Raw genomic sequence first — 16872 nt, forward strand, 5'->3', positions numbered from 1 at the left:
CATCGACATAAAATATTTTCGATTTTGTACAGATAATCGGCGACCAACAATTGGATTATTAATGAATTTTGTCTAGAGTGAGCGGTCAGAAATGTGCACTCTCTTGCCGCTGATTTTGACCGGCGCGGGACCATTTACACGACCAGAAGGACTCACTTTCAGGCATGAATCGCAGACGATTTATTAAAGGTTCAATGGCAATGGCCGCCGTGTGCGGAACCAGTGGTATTGCATCACTCTTTTCCCGCGCCGCCTTTGCGGCAGAGTCTGACATTGCAGACGGAAAAACCGTACGTTTTGATTTTTCCGTTCTGCAATCGATGGCCCATGACTTAGCACAGAAACCCTGGGGCGGCGCACCGCGCGCGTTACCGGATACGCTGGCAAAACTGACGCCGCAGGCCTACAACAGCATTCAATATGACGCAGAGCAGTCTCTGTGGAACAACGTTGAAAACCGTCAGCTTGATGCGCAGTTCTTCCACGTGGGAATGGGTTTTCGTCGTCGTGTACGCATGTTCTCGGTTGATGGTAGTACGCATATGGCGCGTGAAATTCACTTCCGTCCGGAACTGTTTAAATACAACGACGCGGGTGTGGATACCAAACAATTGGAAGGGCAGACTGACCTCGGATTCGCTGGATTCCGCGTGTTTAAAGCGCCAGAACTGGCCCGCCGCGATGTCGTTTCTTTCCTGGGCGCCAGCTATTTCCGCGCCGTGGATGACACCTATCAGTACGGTTTATCGGCCCGTGGTCTGGCGGTAGATACCTACACCGACAGTAAAGAAGAGTTTCCTGATTTCACCTCTTTCTGGTTCGAAACGGTTAAACCGGGCGCAACCTCTTTTACCGTGTATGCGCTTCTCGACAGCCCAAGCGTAACCGGCGCATTCAAGTTCGTGATCCACTGCGAGAAAACGCAGGTGATTATGGATGTACAAAACCGCATCTATGCGCGCAAAGACATCAAGCAGCTCGGCATTGCGCCGATGACCAGCATGTTCAGCTGCGGCAACAATGAGCGTCGGATGTGCGACACTATTCACCCGCAAATCCATGACTCGGATCGTCTGGCGATGTGGCGGGGCAATGGCGAGTGGATCTGCCGTCCGCTGAATAACCCGCAAAAGCTGCAGTTCAACGCCTATACCGATAACAACCCGAAAGGGTTTGGCTTGCTGCAACTCGATCGCGACTTCTCCCATTATCAGGACATCATGGGCTGGTATAACAAGCGCCCAAGTCTGTGGGTCGAACCGCGCAACCAGTGGGGCAAGGGGACCATCGGTTTGATGGAGATCCCGACGACCGGCGAAACGCTGGATAACGTTGTCTGCTTCTGGCAGCCGGACAAGAAGATCAAAGCCGGCGATGAGCTGGAATTCAAATATCGCCTGTACTGGAGCGCTCAACCGCCGGTGCGTTCACCGCTGGCTCGCGTGATGGCGACCCGGACAGGCATGGGCGGCTTCCCGGAAGGATGGGCACCGGGCGAGCATTACCCGGAAAAATGGGCGCGTCGTTTTGCCGTTGACTTCGTTGGTGGCGATCTAAAAGCGGCTGCGCCGAAAGGCATTGAACCGGTGATTACGCTCTCCAGTGGTGAAGCGAAACAGATTGAGATCCTCTACGTGGAGCCTATCGATGGTTATCGCATTCAGTTTGACTGGTATCCGACTTCTGACTCAACCGATCCGGTAGATATGCGTATGTTCCTGCGTTGTCAGGGTGACGCCATCAGCGAAACCTGGCTGTATCAATACTTCCCGCCAGCGCCGGATAAACGTCAGTACGTTGACGACCGCGAGATGCGTTAATCACGCCCTTTACGGCTCTCCTGATGGGGAGCCGTATCTGCATTCATCCTCGTAACGACTCTGTACACTATTTACTCGATCCTGTTCGCATTTTTCTGTATAGCAAATGGGTACTCTGTGGGTGTGTATTTCTTATACACGTTCTTGTCCACTAACAGGGAGAAAGTATGTTTCCAGAATACAGAGACCTTATTTCCCGACTGAAATCCGAGAACCCTCGCTTTCTGTCCTTATTCGAAAAACACAACAGCCTTGATCATGAGATCTCCAGACTGGAAGGTTCGGATGGTCGGGGGTATAGTTTGGACATTGTTCGTCTTAAGAAACAGAAACTCCACCTGAAGGAAGATCTGCTCAAAATATTGCAAAAAGAGAGTGTCAGTGAGAGCTAAGTAGAACGGCGCTTGCTGTGTAAAAGGGCTTCCTGCGAGAAACGGAAGCCCTTCCTGTTTTAGGTGTTAATCGACCATCACGCGTTTGTTCGTCGCCCCCCAGAGGATCGACATTTCAGTGAACAACGCGCCGCTAATTTCTTCGACTTCTTCTGCACTAACCTGCGCATTTCCCTGTTTACCGAACAGCACCACTTCATCACCGGATGCAACCTGCGGCAAATCGGTTACATCGACGATCACGGTATTCATGGATGTTTTACCCAGTACCGGAACCCGCTGGCCGCGGATCAGCACGTGCCCCGCATTACTGAACACACGGCGATAACCATCGGCATAACCTGTCGGGATATTGGCCAGAACGGAATCACGTTTAAGGGTATAGGTTCTGTCATACCCGACGGTGTTTCCTTTGGGGTAATGGTTTACCGACGCGATGGCAGATTTAAACGTCATGACGCGTTTGTATTCGGTGCTGGCGATGGTATCGCCATAGAAAATACCGCCAACACGCACCATGTCGAGCCAGGATTCTGGAACGGTCAGGGTAGCGAACGTATTCGCGACATGCAGGGTGACATCTTCGCGCTTAAGCCCGGTAATTTTCAATACCTGGGCTGATTGCGTATTGAAACGGGCCAGATCGCGTTTTACCACTGCCGCATCTTCTTCCGGGAAATGCGACATGATGCCGACAATTTTCAGGCCGGGTAATGTGGAAATAGCGCGTGCTTCTTCCAGACCTGCTGCGGTACTGACTTCCAGACCGTTACGCGACATACCGCCAGAGTTCAGCGCCAGATGGATTCGAATAGTTTTACCTTTCTCCTGAGCGATTGCACTTAGACGCTTAGCCATGTCCAGATTACCGATCAGCTCTTCGGTATCGAAATCCGCTGCCTGGCGCATTTCTTTCTCCGTCGCGTTACGCACGCGCATGAGCTGCGATGTATAGCCTGACTGGCGAACGGTACTGATTTCCTCGTTACTGGCGATGCCAATACATTGCACGCCGTTTTGCATCATCACCGGCGTTACCAGTGAGAGATCGTGGCCGTACGCGTCGCCTTTAAGAATGGCGCACATCCGGGTTTTATCTCCCAGCAGTTGCTGAACTTTATGGATGTTATATTCCAGCGCGCTGCGGGAAATTTCCAGCGTGGTATTATCCACAACCTGTTGCTTATTGACCGCAAAGGGAACGGGGCCTGCTTGCGTGGTGGAAACAGGTTGGTGACAGGCGGTAATCAGTAAAAGCGGAATAAGTGCTAAACGACCCAAAGGTGCTGCCATGCTTGCTCCTTAGCAATAGAATGAAAGTGTTATTGTCATCATTACGGTCTATCCATGAGGGGATACCCGGATCACCAGAGTAACGGGTTCCACGCCAGAGATTCTTTCTAAGTGATTGCTGTTACAGCATAAAAATAAGACATCCTCGGTGCTAAACAGAGTAATATCGGCTACTGCCAGTCAGAAATGCCCCGTTTACGATCGCAAAGGAGATAAACATGTCAGAAATAATTATCGTTAGTGACGCGCTGGAACTGCGGGCGGTAGAAGAACAACACGTCCCCCCTCTGCATCAGTTGGTGCTTAAAAATAAAACCTGGCTCCAACAGTCACTGAACTGGCCGCAGTTTGTCGAATCTGAGGACGACACGCGCAAAAACGTGCAGGGGAATATGATGTTGCACCAGCGCGGCTACGCCAAAATGTTCCTTATTTTCGAACAAGGGGAGGTGGCTGGCGTTATCTCGTTTAACCAGATAGAGCCGCTGAACAAAGCCGCTTATATTGGTTACTGGCTGGACGAAGAGCACCAGGGCAAAGGCATTCTGTCTCAGGCGCTACAGGCAATGATTCGTCATTATGCGCAGCGCCAGGAGATTCGCCGTTTCGTGATTAAATGTCGTGTAGATAACGTCAGGAGCAACCAGGTTGCACTGCGCAATGGCTTCCGACTGGAAGGATGTATGCAACAGGCGGAATTCCTTAATGGCGATTACCATGACGTGAATCTCTACGCCCGCATCATTGATGGTTCTTCAGAATAAACCGGCGATAGGGGTGCGCGTGATACGTTGTTCGCCGTTGATCACTTTTGGCCCGCGCAGATGGATCGCATCGCCATCAAAGGCTTCAACCTGGGCCTGATCGGTTATCTCAATATGATGCTCGATCAGCACTTCACCCAGAATACAGGCATAGCCTTCAATAAGGATGTGACCGTCAAGCTGGAGCGGTCCGCCACGTAATTGCGCATGCCCCCCAACCAGCACGTGGTGTTTCAGCACGCAGTTACCTTCAACCACCGCGTGTTCCGCCACCTGCGAGCTGTAGCGCAGGGTAGGAATGGCGTCTTCATCCGTTCCGGCAATGACGCGTGCATGCCCATAGACTTTGGCGCAATCGCAGATCCAGACATTATTCTCTTCGTTGCCTTCTATCCGTGCAAAATCAAAAACTTCAGCCCGATGTTCTATAAAAGCATAATTGATCATCGCATCACCATAGATCTGCACCTGATGGACCACGCGTGAATTGCTGACTGCCGCCCGCTCGTAAATTTGCAGGAGCTGGTCGCTTTCACGGGTTAACCCTCTGGCCGCAATGATTTCAGAGTCACACACAATGCGTGCATCACCGCAGATGAGGCACTCACCGCGAACAACAGAATCCTGAATGGTGACGTTGTCACGTATTTGCGCGTTATGGCTGATTTCTGCTCGGTCAATCCAGACGGCATCACCAATCTGCGCGCCATCTCTGACCACGCTTGCCTGTGTAATACGGGCGTCTCCGGTTATCGTCGCGCCGGAAAACGCGAGCGCATTCTCATCGTATATCCAGCAATTACCGCTTTGCGACAGAACGCTTTCATCATCAACCCAGCCACCGAGCGTACCGGATCTAACATCATTAAAATCAATGAGTGCGATGATTTGGCGTAGTAATACACTTTTTTTATTGCCATTATCCAGGTAACTAAAGGAGCGAGATTCATCGCTTAGACGGTATTTGGTCATAGCTCATTTCCATGTTGCGCACCTTAGTTAAACGTAGCAAAGTTTTCTGCACTGGCTAAACCGGCAGATATTCCATAAAATGCATTTCAAATATACTTTAAAAAATAAACAAAATGAGTAAGAACAAACAGAGTGAACGGGTCCTCAATCTTCCGGCTGGTTATTTTGGCATGGTACTGGGTACCATCGGGATGGGATTTGCGTGGCGCTACGCCAGCCAGGTGTGGCCGGTGAGCCACTGGATTGGTGATGGCTTAGTGATCCTCGCAATGGTCATTTGGGGATTGCTGACGCTGGCATTTGTGAATCGCTTACTACGTTTTCCGCACAGCGTACTGGCGGAAATTCGTCATCCGGTGATGAGCAGTTTTGTCAGTCTGTTTCCAGCAACAACGATGCTGGTCGCGATTGGTTTTGTACCTTGGTATCGACCGCTGGCGCTAGGATTGTTCAGCATTGGCGTGGTGATACAGCTGGCGTACGCCGCCTGGCAAACGGCAGGGCTGTGGCGCGGCGAGCATCCGGAAGAGGCCACCACGCCGGGTCTGTATCTGCCGACCGTTGCCAATAACTTTATCAGCGCCATGGCCTGTGGTGCACTTGGGTTCAACGATGCCGGGTTGGTGTTTTTGGGCGCCGGGGTATTTTCCTGGCTTAGCCTGGAGCCGGTGATTCTGCAGCGTTTACGTAGCTGCGGTGAACTACCGACGGTTTTACGTACTTCACTTGGTATACAGTTGGCACCCGCGCTGGTCGCCTGTAGCGCCTGGCTTAGCGTCAACGGCGGCGAGGGGGATACGTTAGCTAAAATGCTATTTGGTTATGGTCTGCTGCAACTTCTGTTCATGCTACGCCTTATGCCGTGGTATTTGTCACAGCCATTTAATGCGTCTTTCTGGAGCTTCTCGTTTGGCGTGTCTGCGTTGGCGACAACGGGATTGCATCTTGGACACGGCAGTGAATCAGGATTTTTTCATACTCTGTCTATCCCACTGTTTATTTTTACCAATTTTATCATTGCATTATTACTGATACGTACGTTTGCATTGCTGATGCAGGGGAAACTGCTCATCCGCACGGAGCGTGCTGCATTACTGAAATCTGAGGATAAATAATGACCCTTTGCGACGAAAACTACTTTACTGAAAAATATGATTTAACCCGTACGCATTCCGATGTCGTTGAAGCGGCAAAAGTGGTTGCACCAGGTAAAACGTTAGATCTGGGCTGCGGTAACGGCCGAAACAGCCTGTACCTGGCGGCAAACGGCTATGACGTTACCGCATGGGATAAAAACCCAATGAGCATCGCTAACCTTGAGCGCATCAAAGCGGCTGAGGGGCTGACCAACCTCAACGCGAAGGTCGCTGACCTTAATGCGTTACGTTTTGAGGGTGAATACGATTTTATTCTTTCTACCGTTGTACTGATGTTCCTTGAAGCTAAAACGATCCCTGGCCTTATTGAGAATATGCAACGTTGTACTAAACCGGGTGGATATAACTTAATCGTCGCAGCGATGGATACTGATGATTTTCCGTGCACAGTAGGTTTTCCGTTCGCGTTTAAAACCGGAGAATTACGCAACTATTACAGTGGGTGGGATCTGCTGAAATATAACGAAGACGTAGGTGAACTTCATCGTACAGATGAAAACGGTAATCGAATTAAACTGCGCTTTGCCACCATGCTGGCACGCAAAACTTCCTGAACCTCCCGTTTGGGTTAACTCTTTCTGCGTTCAGCATTTTTTGTGCTGAGCGCAGAGATAAAATTGTGCGGTGCTTACCATTTTTAGTACATCCAAAATGAAACTGTTTTGCTATCCTTTTTAGGCATCATTGCGAAAACTAAAGGGATCGTTTCATGCGTACTCAAACTTTATTTAAAGTTGCAGTGCTTACTGGCTTGTTGGCATTATCCGGCTGTGCGTCAAAAGTGACCGAGCCGGATAAATATTCTGGGTTTTTAAAAAATTACTCTGATCTGAAGGAAACAAAATCAGCATCGGGACAAACGGTACTCCGTTGGGTTGACCCGAGCTACAACGAATCCAAATATGACAACATTGTTTATAACCCGGTAACGTATTATCCGGTTCCTAAACCTACTACGCAGGTAGGGCAGCAGGTTCTTGATCAATTACTGACCTATACCAATACGAAGTTGAAAACGGCGATCGGTCAGCGTAAACCTCTGGTTACAACCCCAGGGCCACGTAGTCTGATTTTCCGCGGGGCGATTACCGGTGTAGCGACCAGCAAAGAAGGACTGCAGTTCTATGAAGTGGTCCCGGTTGCACTGCTCGTTGCAGGAACGCAAATGGCGACGGGTCACCGTACCATGGATACCAACCTCTATTTCGAGGGTGAGTTGATTGATGCAGCGACCAATAAACCGGTGATTAAAGTTGTACGTAAGGGTGAAGGTAAAGACCTGAACAACGAAAGCACGCCGATGGCGTTCGAAACGTTGAAGAAAGTTGTTGATGACATGGCGACCGATGCCTCCATGTTTGATGTGAACAAAAAACCACAATAAAAATGATGAACGCACCATCTCAGGATGGTGCGTTTTTTTATGCCACACGACGACGATAGAGTATTTTACCCATCAATGCTTCCGGTCGGGCAAACATCACCAGATTTCCCAGTAAGATCAACACCAATCCGGCAATCGCATTAACTTGCCAGATGTATCCTTCATACAATGTTGACAACGTCAGCGCCACCAGCGGGAACAGCAGCGTGCTGTATGCCGCCTTACTGGGACCAATGCGACCTACCAGCGTGAAATAAGCGCCAAAGGCAATCACTGAGCCGAAAATAGCCAGATATAACAGCGCGCTAAGATAGCTGAATGTCCACTGTGGCGTGAAGTTGTCGCCGCGCACCAGCGCAATGGCCGCGATCAGCAATGTGCCGTACAGCATGGCCCAGCTGTTGGTCGTTAACACTTCTAACCCTTTTTTCTGGTGACGCAGACTGATCATATTGCCCAGTGAGAAGCCGAAGGTTCCCAGAGCGCTCAAACCGATGCCCAGCAGCAGTGAATGATTAAACCCGCTGTTGAGCAAATCCTGCCAAAACAGAGTCACGATGCCCGTCAGTCCCAGACCCGCTGCAATATAGAAGCGCAGCGGTGGTTTTTGCCCAAAAAAGATGAAGCTATTAACTGCATTGAACAGGACGGCCATCGAGAAAATCACCGACTCCAGGCCGGTATTAATCCACGCCGCAGCCGTATAAAAACACCAGAAGTTAAAGCAAAAAACGCATCCGCCCTGTAACAGACAAAACAGATGATCGCGGCCAGACAGTTTGCGTAATTTACCGCTTAACAACAGGATCACTATCATCACCGAGCTGGCAACTGCGAAGCGCCAAAAGATAGAAACCGGTGCAGAAACCGGACCTTGCTGCAAATAAATCGCAATCCATGTCGTTCCCCAAATAACCACCACCAGGCAGTACAACAGTGCGTTCATACAACTCTCTCTTTTTGTCGTCAGACTTACACTGTGTCACGACGGAATGCAGGAGACTTTCATCGGCTTGCGGTGTACTTGCAAAATCTTGCGCTTTTTTTAGCGTAATAGTGAAAAGGCAGCTGTTAACGATATGTAGCTGATATAGACTGAAAGCCTGCTAACTTATTTTGAATGTGATGGTATGTCTCAGCCCTACGGTGCCTTTGAAAACTTGCGCAAACATAATGCCGTGCTGCATGAATCGGTTGCGTTACATTCAGGGATCCAACTGGCGGCCTGGTCGAACAAGCGCGATACCATCACCCAATATTGCGATCACCATACGCTCAGTTTATACATCGCAGATGGTTACGAGAGTTACCACAAGACGGCGGGAGGATGGAAGAATGGCGGGGGACCAGACCGTTTTTGCCTGATGCCGAAAGAGAGTGAGTCCAGTTGGGATATTCGTGACGATCTTTCCTTTGTTCATCTCTATTGTACGGACGCGCATTTGCGAGAAGTGGGTGAAAAAGTTTGGGACAAAAGCCCCTATAGTTTCACGCTGGACGAGCATACGTTTGGCAGTGACCCGGGGATCACGGCGGTTTACCGTCAGTTTTTGCTTGGTAACGACTGGCAGCAACCGGCCAATCACCTCACGCTTAGCGCGGCATCTTCACTACTGTTAACGCATCTGATCCAGCATTACAGCAATGTGCAATGGCGACTTCCCGTTGTCACCGGAGGGCTTGCGCCTGCCACATTGCGCAACGTGCTGGCCTATATTGAAGCACATCTGGCGTATCCCATAACGTTGAGCGATCTGGCAAGCGAGGCAGCGCTAAGTGAATTCCATTTTGCCAGAATGTTTCGCCAGTCGATGAATATGGCGCCTCATCAGTACGTCATGCAACGCCGTATGGCGCTGGCGCAGCAACTGGTCTGTTATTCATCACGCAGCCTGTCGGATATTGCAATGGCCTGTGGGTTCAGTTCGGCGAGCCATTTCAGTAACCGGTTTAAACAAGTGACGGGTAAAACGCCAACGCAGCTACGCGCGGCGAAATAATGTCAACACTGAGTAGCAGATACCGCCGACGACCAGCCCCCAGAATGCAGACCCAACATCAAATACCGTCAGACCACTGGCCGTAACCAGAAAAGTCACGATGGCCGCATCGCGTTCTGCTTCATTATGTAAGGCTTGGAATAAACTACCGCTAATCGTGCCGAGTAATGCCAGACCAGCAAGCATCTGGATCCAGCTTACGGGGAGGGCTGCCATCAGTCCTGTGACCGAACCGCCAAACACTCCAGCCAGAATGTAAAAGACACCCGCTGCCGCTGCGGCAAGCCAGCGTCGATTTGCATCTGGATGGGCTTCGGGGCTTTGGCAAATTGCGGCGGTTATGGCGGCGATGCAGATGGAATAGACGCCAAACGGCGAAAATAGCAGTGCCAGCAGACCCGTAAAAACAATCAGGGGTGAAACGGGTAACGAATATCCAGATGCTTTCATGGTCGCAATACCTGGGGCATTTTGCGAAGCCATAGTAACCAGAAACAGCGGTAGCGCAATGCTGATACTGTGGGCTAATGAAAAGTGTGGGGCAATAAACGCTGGCAACACCGGTGACAGATTAACACCATCGGTGACAATGTCACCTTTAACCAGGGCGATGGCTATGCCTACCAACATTGCGGCGATTACGGCATACCGTGGGGCAATCACTTTTAGTACTAACCACGCCAGCAGCATGCTGCCGCACAAGATAAGCTCACTGTTCAGGCTATTGAACGCCTGCAAACCAAAACGCAGCAAGATCCCGGCCAGCATGGCTGATGCCAGCGAGTGGGGAATAATTTTCATCAGGCGAGCAAACAGCCCGGTTATACCGCACAGCACAATCAACGCATTAGCTACGATAAAAACACCGATAGCATCCTGAATCGATACCCCTTGCAGGCCCGTCACCAGCAGCGCGGCACCAGGCGTTGACCATGCGGTGAGTACAGGGGCGCGATACCACAATGTCAGCGCCAGCGTACTGACCCCCATTGCTAGCCCAAGTGCGGTCATCCAGCCTGCGATTTGTCCGGTCGTCGCACCTGCGGCGAGCGCCGCTTGCCAGATAATGGCCGCTGAACTGGCGTAGCCGACCAGGACCGCCACAAAACCCGACAAAACTGTAGGCAGGGGGATGGAAAATGTGCGCATAGCAACTCCGCGTGCGTTATAACGGTCAGTTACTGTAGCACTGTGCGTTATAGCGTACAAGTGCTAAGCTGTAGCCCCGAGAAAGGAGAGCGACGAAGGAGAAAAATGGACAACTTAACCCACTATCTGGCCACAACGCTCAAGACGCTACGTCACCAGCGTGAATGGAGCCTTTCGCGTCTGGCGGAGGAAACTGGCGTCTCAAAAGCGATGCTGGGGCAGATTGAGCGCAACGAATCCAGTCCAACGGTGGCAACATTGTGGAAAATTGCCACTGGACTGAACGTCCCGTTTTCAACGTTTATTTCACCACCAGAGTCAGACGGCACGCTAACATTCGATCCCCAGCAGCAGGCGATGGTCGTCACGCCGTTGTTCCCGTGGGATCCGCAACTGTGCTTCGATCATTTTTCGATACTGCTGGCACCCGGCGCGCTCAGTGAATCTACTCCGCATGAAACCGGCGTAATTGAGCACGTGGTGGTGATTAGTGGTCTGCTGGATATGTGTATTGAGGGGCAGTGGCGCACCTTTAAATCCGGTGAGGGTGTCCGTTTCGCCGGAGATACGGCACATAGCTACCGTAACAGTAGCGAGCAAACGGTGCACTTTCATTCGCTGATCCATTACCCGCGCAGTTAATCGGGAAAACTATTCCGAAACGCCGCGCTTGTGACTACAATAACCGCCATTTTTACCGCTTGTGGATGGTAACAACTGTATGCGCCAGCAGCCTCATCACCTTGAATTGTTAAGCCCGGCTCGGGATACCGCCATTGCGCGCGAAGCCATTTTGCACGGCGCAGACGCCGTTTACATTGGTGGACCAGGTTTTGGCGCGCGTCATAACGCCAGTAATAGCCTGAAAGATATTGCCGAATTAGTGCCTTTTGCCCATCGTTACGGGGCAAAAATCTTTGTGACGCTAAACACGATCTTGCATGATGATGAGCTGGAGCCCGCACAACGGTTAATTACCGATCTGTATCAGACCGGCGTTGATGCCCTGATCGTGCAGGATATGGGGATTCTTGAACTGGATATTCCCCCGATTGAACTGCACGCCAGCACCCAGTGCGATATTCGCAGCGTTGAGAAGGCGAAATTTCTATCTGATGTGGGATTCACCCAGATTGTGCTGGCGCGCGAACTGAGCCTTGAGCAGATTAACGCTATCCATCAGGCTACCGATGCGACCATTGAGTTTTTCATTCACGGTGCGCTGTGCGTTGCCTATTCAGGGCAGTGTTATATTTCACATGCACAAACCGGACGCAGCGCTAACCGCGGCGACTGTTCCCAGGCTTGCCGTCTGCCGTATACCCTGAAAGACGATCAGGGGCGCGTGGTGTCCTATGAAAAACATCTGCTGTCGATGAAAGATAACGATCAGACCGCCAACCTGGGTGCGTTGATTGACGCAGGTGTGCGTTCCTTCAAAATTGAAGGGCGCTATAAGGACATGAGTTATGTGAAGAATATTACCGCGCATTATCGCCAGATGCTCGACGCCATCATTGAAGAACGCGGCGATCTGGCCCGTTCATCAGCGGGACGTACCGAACATTTCTTTATCCCATCCACAGAGAAAACCTTCCATCGCGGCAGCACCGATTATTTTGTGAATGCCCGTAAAGGGGATATCGGCGCATTCGACTCGCCAAAGTTTATCGGTTTGCCGGTCGGCGAAGTCCTGAAGGTGGCGAAAGATCATCTCGATGTTGAGGTGACTGAACCGCTGGCAAACGGGGATGGCCTGAACGTGTTAATCAAACGCGAGGTTGTTGGATTCCGCGCCAACACCGTGGAAAAAACGGGGAACAATCGTTATCGGGTATGGCCGAATGAAATGCCCGCCGACCTGCACAAAGTGCGTCCGCATCATCCGCTGAATCGCAACCTCGATCATAACTGGCAGCAAGCGTTAACAAAAACTTCCAGCGAACGCCGTGTTGCGATCGATATTGAGCTCGGCGGCTGGCAGGAGCAGTTGATTCTGACGCTCACCAGTGAAGAGGGCGTGAGTATCACCCATACGTTGGACGGCCAGTTTGAGGAAGCGAACAATGCGGAAAAAGCGTTGAGTAACCTACAGGACGGACTGGCAAAACTTGGTCAGACGATGTACTACGTCCGTAATATTCAGGTGAATCTGCCGGGCGCGCTGTTTGTGCCAAACGGTCAACTAAATCAGTTCCGGCGTGAAGCCGTTGATATGCTGGATGCAGCACGCCTGCAAAGCTATCAGCGCGGTAGCCGCAAACCGGTATCTCAGCCAGCGCCGGTTTATCCACAAACGCACTTGAGTTTCCTGGCTAACGTCTACAACCAAAAAGCGCGTGAGTTTTATCACCGTTATGGCGTTCAGTTGATTGATGCAGCCTATGAAGCGCATGAAGAAAAGGGCGAAGTGCCGGTGATGATCACCAAACATTGCCTGCGTTTCGCCTTTAACCTGTGCCCGAAACAGGCGAAAGGTAACATCAAAAGCTGGAAAGCAACACCGATGCAACTGGTTAACGGCGATGAAGTCCTGACGCTGAAATTTGATTGCCGACCGTGCGAAATGCACGTGATCGGCAAGATGAAACATCACATTCTGAAGATGCCGTTGCCCGGCAGCGTCGTGGCTTCGGTCAGTCCAGAAGAACTGATGAAGACACTGCCGAAGCGCAAAGGTTAATCGTTAGCTCAGATGTGTATCGGGTTTGCGTGATTTTTGCCAGTGATGGTGTTCACGAAGATCGGCGGCGGATTCTTCCGCCGTCACTCGCAACTCATCGCTGTCGGCCGTGTGTCGTAGTAAATGATCGGCATCCTGCACCTGAAGATATTCATGTCCCTGATTAGTAGCGAAAAGTTGACCGGAAAAAAGCGCGCTGGCCAGCAATAACACCGTTAACCCTTTCTTAAACATCATGCACCCTCTGGTACGTTAGCTGCGGAATTGGCGATAATTTCGCCAGGTGACTATTCAATATTTTAATCGGGTTAATGACAATCTCTGTTTTGCCATTTCGATGTTTTTTACATATTTGTTTAGCCAGTGTTGGGATTTGTTACAACCGGGCAATACAGTGCAGCCCGGTTGTTTGCAAGGAGAGTATCAGGACTTAAATCCGGCAGCTGTCATCAGGAGACGAAAGAACATACCAACGGCGGCCAGGGCCAGCACGCTGCCCCCCCAGAGGATCACCAGCCACATCAGGCGTTTCCAGATTGTTTGTTGCATCAATGATACCCCTCACCATGTTGAACTTTGCCGCGGAAAACGTAGTAGCTCCAGAAGGTGTACACCAGAATTATCGGGATAATCAGCAGTGCGCCAACCAACATAAAGCCCTGACTTTGTGCCGGAGCCGCCGCCTGCCAGAGCGTAATAGACGGTGGAATGATATGTGGCCAGATACTGATCCCCAGCCCGCTAAACCCGAGAAAAATCAGCCCCAGTGTCAATACAAAAGGCAGCGTATGGCAGTTATGTTGCCCCAGCGAACGCCACAGCCAGAGACTGATAAGCGCAACCAGCAGCGGAACCGGCATCAGAAACCACAGGTTGGGCAGGCTAAACCAACGCTCGGCAATCGCGCTATGTGCCAGTGGTGTCCACAGGCTGATAATGGCAATCACAACCAACATTGCCAGCAGCAGTTTTTTGGCCACACTGCGCATTTTATGCTGCAACGGATTTTCGCTTTTCATCACCAGCCATGTCGCCCCCAGCAGGGCGTAAGCCACGACCAGACCAATGCCGCAGAACAACGTGAACGGGGTCAACCAGTCGAAAGGACCGCCGCTGTAGCTGCGTCCGGTAACGGAAAATCCGTTGAGTACGGCACCCACCACGACACCTTGCGTGAATGTCGCGAGGATTGAACCGCCGAGAAAGGCTTTATCCCAGAATGGTCGGTGCGCAGGTGTGGCTTTGAAGCGAAACTCGAACGCGACGCCGCGAAAAATCAGGCCGATTAGCATCAGGGTCAACGGGATCGTCAGCGCATCGACAATCACCGCATAGGCTAGGGGGAAAGCGCCGAATAATCCGGCTCCGCCCAACACCAGCCAGGTTTCATTGCCGTCCCATACCGGGGCGACGCTGTTGACCATCACATCGCGATCGTCAGCGTCCTGAATCGCTGGGAATAAAATGCCAATCCCGAGATCAAAACCGTCCATCACGATATACATCAGCGTGGCGAAGACGATAATCACAAACCAGATAACTGATAAATCGATACCCATTAGCGGTGTGCCTCCGGTTGAGAATCGAGGACGGCGGCTGAAAGCGGCCGTGCAGGTGTGCCTGTCGGCGGAATGGTCGGGTCATCTTCCTGTGGCCCTTTACGGATCAGGCGGATCATATAGCTGTAACCCACGCCAAACACTGAGCTGTACACCACAAAGAAAGACAGCAGGCTGATGCTCATATGTAAATCGCCATGTGCAGAAACCGCATCCGCCGTACGTTGCAGACCGTAAACCACCCACGGTTGACGGCCAACTTCAGTGGTCACCCAACCGGCAAGGATGGCAATCAGACCGGAAGGACCCATCCACAAGGCAAAGCGCAGGAAAGGGCGCGAGGTAAATAAACGCTGCTTATAGCGCAGCCACAGGGCAAAAGTACCCAGCAGGATCATCAGCATGCCTAGCCCGGCCATTATGCGAAACGACCAGAACACCATGGTGGAGTTGGGCCTGTCTTCTTTAGGAAACTCTTTTAGGGCCGGGACCTGTTTGTCCAGACTATGGGTCAGGATCAGACTGCCCAGCGCCGGGATTTCCAGCCCATAGCGGGTGCGTTCCTGCTCCATATCCGGCCAGCCGAACAACAGCAGCGGAGTCGGTTCACCGGGGCGATTTTCCCAGTGTCCTTCAATCGCAGCAATTTTTGCCGGCTGATGCTTCAGCGTATTCAAACCGTGCATATCGCCAATCAAGGCCTGCAGTGGAGCGACGATTAATGTCATCCACAGCGCCATCGAAAACATCGCTCGAATTGCTGGTGTGTTATTCCCGCGCAGCAAATGCCATGCCCCAGAGGCGGCAACAAACAACGCGCTGCTCAGGAAGGCGGCAACCGACATATGCAGCAGACGATAGGGGAATGAAGGATTGAAAATAACGGCGAACCAGTCGACGGGAACGACCTGGCCGTTAACTATTTCATAGCCTTGCGGTGTCTGCATCCAGCTGTTGGAGGCGAGGATCCAGAAGGTTGAAATAATGGTACCCAGTGCGACCATGCAGGTGGCAAAGAAATGAAGTCCTGGACCAACCCGATTCCAGCCAAACAACATCACCCCAAGGAAACCAGCTTCGAGGAAGAAGGCGGTTAATACTTCATAGGTCAGTAACGGCCCAGTGATACTCCCGGCGAACTCGGAAAAACCACTCCAGTTGGTGCCGAACTGATAAGCCATCACCAGCCCGGAAACGACACCCATACCAAAATTTACGGCGAATATTTTCGACCAAAAATGGTAAAGCGATCGCCAGGTGGGATTTTTCGTTTTTAGCCATAGCCCTTCCAGCACAGCCAGATAACTGGCGAGCCCGATAGTAATAGCCGGAAAGATGATGTGAAAGGATACCGTAAACGCGAACTGGATCCTTGCCAGGTGAAACGCGTCAAGACCGAACATGCTTAACTCCGCAGGCAAAATTGATTTAGCGCAATTCTAAGTCTGAGGAGCAATGGAAGGCAGAAACAGAACAGTTCTTTTTAACCATAACAGTTGCAGCGCTGTTATAAGTTGCACTCGCTGATATGAAATCTGGAAGCTTGATTCCTGTTATTGAATAGCGTTCTCTTCTTGAAATACGCGCCTTAGGCAAAGAACTGTCATTAACGATGTTGTAAAACTGTTAACTATAACAGTTATAAATAACACCCTGATTATGTAAACTGATATATACAGTGGTTGTCACCGACACCGGT

The 16872-nt window shown here is 51.1% G+C and carries 17 protein-coding genes; 9 read left to right on the top strand and 8 right to left on the bottom strand.

The features are described 5' to 3' along the window. The first annotated feature begins 164 nt into the window (after positions 1-164). Positions 165-1820, top strand: coding sequence for a glucan biosynthesis protein D (locus OGY71_RS09865; RefSeq protein ID WP_103285257.1), 1656 nt, complete (start codon positions 165-167; stop codon positions 1818-1820). A 167-nt stretch (positions 1821-1987) separates the two neighbouring features. Further along, positions 1988-2212 carry an HP1242/YdcH family protein gene (locus OGY71_RS09870; protein WP_003833168.1) on the top strand — a complete coding sequence of 75 codons (225 nt, stop codon included), beginning with the start codon at positions 1988-1990 and terminating at the stop codon, positions 2210-2212. A gap of 66 nt (positions 2213-2278) precedes the next feature. On the opposite strand, the gene alr is transcribed toward OGY71_RS09870, so the two are convergent. Beyond that, positions 2279-3505, bottom strand: a complete 1227-nt coding sequence (gene alr / locus OGY71_RS09875; protein ID WP_191222562.1) for an alanine racemase — start codon at positions 3503-3505, stop codon at positions 2279-2281. Between the two features lie 218 nt (positions 3506-3723). On the opposite strand from alr, the gene rimL reads away from it, so the two are divergent. Next, complete coding sequence (gene rimL / locus OGY71_RS09880) at positions 3724-4269, top strand: 50S ribosomal protein L7/L12-serine acetyltransferase (protein ID WP_063940784.1); 546 nt, start codon at positions 3724-3726, stop codon at positions 4267-4269. On the opposite strand, the gene ydcK is transcribed toward rimL, so the two are convergent. Continuing rightward, positions 4261-5241: a YdcK family protein gene (ydcK, locus tag OGY71_RS09885; protein WP_286613234.1), complete on the bottom strand. Its 981-nt coding sequence runs from the start codon at positions 5239-5241 to the stop codon at positions 4261-4263. The genes rimL and ydcK overlap by 9 nt on opposite strands. A 113-nt stretch (positions 5242-5354) precedes the next feature. Here ydcK and tehA point away from each other — a divergent pair, with 113 nt between their 5' ends. The 3 genes from tehA (at position 5355) to OGY71_RS09900 (ending at position 7782) form a co-directional block, all read left to right on the top strand. After that, entirely contained in the window at positions 5355-6356 is a 1002-nt protein-coding gene (gene tehA / locus OGY71_RS09890) for a dicarboxylate transporter/tellurite-resistance protein TehA (protein WP_003833162.1), read from the top strand. Then, positions 6356-6952, top strand: a complete 597-nt coding sequence (gene tehB / locus OGY71_RS09895) for a tellurite resistance methyltransferase TehB (protein ID WP_003833160.1) — start codon at positions 6356-6358, stop codon at positions 6950-6952. Before tehA ends, tehB begins: the two co-directional genes overlap by 1 nt. Positions 6953-7107: 155 nt before the next feature. Continuing rightward, entirely contained in the window at positions 7108-7782 is a 675-nt protein-coding gene (locus OGY71_RS09900) for a DUF3313 domain-containing protein (protein ID WP_003833157.1), read from the top strand. A gap of 37 nt (positions 7783-7819) precedes the next feature. Here the strand turns inward: OGY71_RS09900 and OGY71_RS09905 are convergent, their stop codons facing one another. Further along, the gene (locus tag OGY71_RS09905; RefSeq protein ID WP_003833155.1) at positions 7820-8728 is read right to left on the bottom strand and encodes a DMT family transporter; all 909 of its coding nucleotides are present in this window, start codon (positions 8726-8728) and stop codon (positions 7820-7822) included. 184 nt (positions 8729-8912) lie between these two features. On the opposite strand from OGY71_RS09905, the gene OGY71_RS09910 reads away from it, so the two are divergent. Further along, complete coding sequence (locus OGY71_RS09910; RefSeq protein ID WP_003833154.1) at positions 8913-9782, top strand: AraC family transcriptional regulator; 870 nt, start codon at positions 8913-8915, stop codon at positions 9780-9782. Here the strand turns inward: OGY71_RS09910 and OGY71_RS09915 are convergent. Then, positions 9765-10931: a benzoate/H(+) symporter BenE family transporter gene (locus OGY71_RS09915; protein WP_286613236.1), complete on the bottom strand. Its 1167-nt coding sequence runs from the start codon at positions 10929-10931 to the stop codon at positions 9765-9767. The genes OGY71_RS09910 and OGY71_RS09915 overlap by 18 nt on opposite strands. Before the next feature lie 105 nt (positions 10932-11036). Between OGY71_RS09915 and OGY71_RS09920 the strand changes: the two genes are divergently transcribed. Together OGY71_RS09920 and rlhA are read left to right on the top strand one after the other, a co-directional pair. Continuing rightward, positions 11037-11573, top strand: coding sequence for a helix-turn-helix domain-containing protein (locus OGY71_RS09920; protein ID WP_003833150.1), 537 nt, complete (start codon positions 11037-11039; stop codon positions 11571-11573). Between the two features lie 79 nt (positions 11574-11652). Further along, complete coding sequence (gene rlhA / locus OGY71_RS09925; protein WP_003833148.1) at positions 11653-13614, top strand: 23S rRNA 5-hydroxycytidine C2501 synthase; 1962 nt, start codon at positions 11653-11655, stop codon at positions 13612-13614. A gap of 3 nt (positions 13615-13617) precedes the next feature. Here rlhA and OGY71_RS09930 read toward each other — a convergent pair whose 3' ends face one another. The 4 genes from OGY71_RS09930 to OGY71_RS09945 form a co-directional block, all read right to left on the bottom strand. Continuing rightward, complete coding sequence (locus OGY71_RS09930; protein WP_003020233.1) at positions 13618-13848, bottom strand: DUF2554 family protein; 231 nt, start codon at positions 13846-13848, stop codon at positions 13618-13620. A 189-nt stretch (positions 13849-14037) separates the two neighbouring features. Continuing rightward, the gene (locus tag OGY71_RS09935) at positions 14038-14163 is read right to left on the bottom strand and encodes a DUF2474 domain-containing protein (protein ID WP_003020230.1); all 126 of its coding nucleotides are present in this window, start codon (positions 14161-14163) and stop codon (positions 14038-14040) included. Beyond that, positions 14163-15173, bottom strand: a complete 1011-nt coding sequence (cydB, locus tag OGY71_RS09940) for a cytochrome d ubiquinol oxidase subunit II (protein ID WP_149280980.1) — start codon at positions 15171-15173, stop codon at positions 14163-14165. The genes OGY71_RS09935 and cydB overlap by 1 nt, the downstream gene beginning before the upstream one ends. Then, a complete protein-coding gene (locus OGY71_RS09945) occupies positions 15173-16576 on the bottom strand; it encodes a cytochrome ubiquinol oxidase subunit I (protein WP_003833142.1) in 1404 nt (467 codons plus the stop codon). The genes cydB and OGY71_RS09945 overlap by 1 nt, the downstream gene beginning before the upstream one ends. Between the last annotated feature and the right edge of the window lie 296 nt (positions 16577-16872).

Source organism: Citrobacter sp. Cpo109 (genome assembly GCF_030332565.1).
Classification (GTDB): domain Bacteria; phylum Pseudomonadota; class Gammaproteobacteria; order Enterobacterales; family Enterobacteriaceae; genus Citrobacter; species Citrobacter portucalensis.

Excerpts from the sequence above, each read along its gene's own strand:
- OGY71_RS09865 (WP_103285257.1), top strand. The coding sequence starts at position 165 with ATGAATCGCAGACGATTTATTAAAGGTTCAATGGCAATGGCCGCCGTG.
- tehB (WP_003833160.1), top strand. The coding sequence starts at position 6,356 with ATGACCCTTTGCGACGAAAACTACTTTACTGAAAAATATGATTTAACC.
- OGY71_RS09915 (WP_286613236.1), bottom strand. The coding sequence starts at position 10,931 with ATGCGCACATTTTCCATCCCCCTGCCTACAGTTTTGTCGGGTTTTGTG.
- OGY71_RS09935 (WP_003020230.1), bottom strand. The coding sequence starts at position 14,163 with ATGCAACAAACAATCTGGAAACGCCTGATGTGGCTGGTGATCCTCTGG.
- OGY71_RS09910 (WP_003833154.1), top strand. The coding sequence starts at position 8,913 with ATGTCTCAGCCCTACGGTGCCTTTGAAAACTTGCGCAAACATAATGCC.
- cydB (WP_149280980.1), bottom strand. The coding sequence starts at position 15,173 with ATGGGTATCGATTTATCAGTTATCTGGTTTGTGATTATCGTCTTCGCC.
- alr (WP_191222562.1), bottom strand. The coding sequence starts at position 3,505 with ATGGCAGCACCTTTGGGTCGTTTAGCACTTATTCCGCTTTTACTGATT.
- OGY71_RS09930 (WP_003020233.1), bottom strand. The coding sequence starts at position 13,848 with ATGTTTAAGAAAGGGTTAACGGTGTTATTGCTGGCCAGCGCGCTTTTT.
- OGY71_RS09945 (WP_003833142.1), bottom strand. The coding sequence starts at position 16,576 with ATGTTCGGTCTTGACGCGTTTCACCTGGCAAGGATCCAGTTCGCGTTT.
- OGY71_RS09905 (WP_003833155.1), bottom strand. The coding sequence starts at position 8,728 with ATGAACGCACTGTTGTACTGCCTGGTGGTGGTTATTTGGGGAACGACA.
- rimL (WP_063940784.1), top strand. The coding sequence starts at position 3,724 with ATGTCAGAAATAATTATCGTTAGTGACGCGCTGGAACTGCGGGCGGTA.
- tehA (WP_003833162.1), top strand. The coding sequence starts at position 5,355 with ATGAGTAAGAACAAACAGAGTGAACGGGTCCTCAATCTTCCGGCTGGT.
- OGY71_RS09920 (WP_003833150.1), top strand. The coding sequence starts at position 11,037 with ATGGACAACTTAACCCACTATCTGGCCACAACGCTCAAGACGCTACGT.
- OGY71_RS09900 (WP_003833157.1), top strand. The coding sequence starts at position 7,108 with ATGCGTACTCAAACTTTATTTAAAGTTGCAGTGCTTACTGGCTTGTTG.
- ydcK (WP_286613234.1), bottom strand. The coding sequence starts at position 5,241 with ATGACCAAATACCGTCTAAGCGATGAATCTCGCTCCTTTAGTTACCTG.
- rlhA (WP_003833148.1), top strand. The coding sequence starts at position 11,653 with ATGCGCCAGCAGCCTCATCACCTTGAATTGTTAAGCCCGGCTCGGGAT.
- OGY71_RS09870 (WP_003833168.1), top strand. The coding sequence starts at position 1,988 with ATGTTTCCAGAATACAGAGACCTTATTTCCCGACTGAAATCCGAGAAC.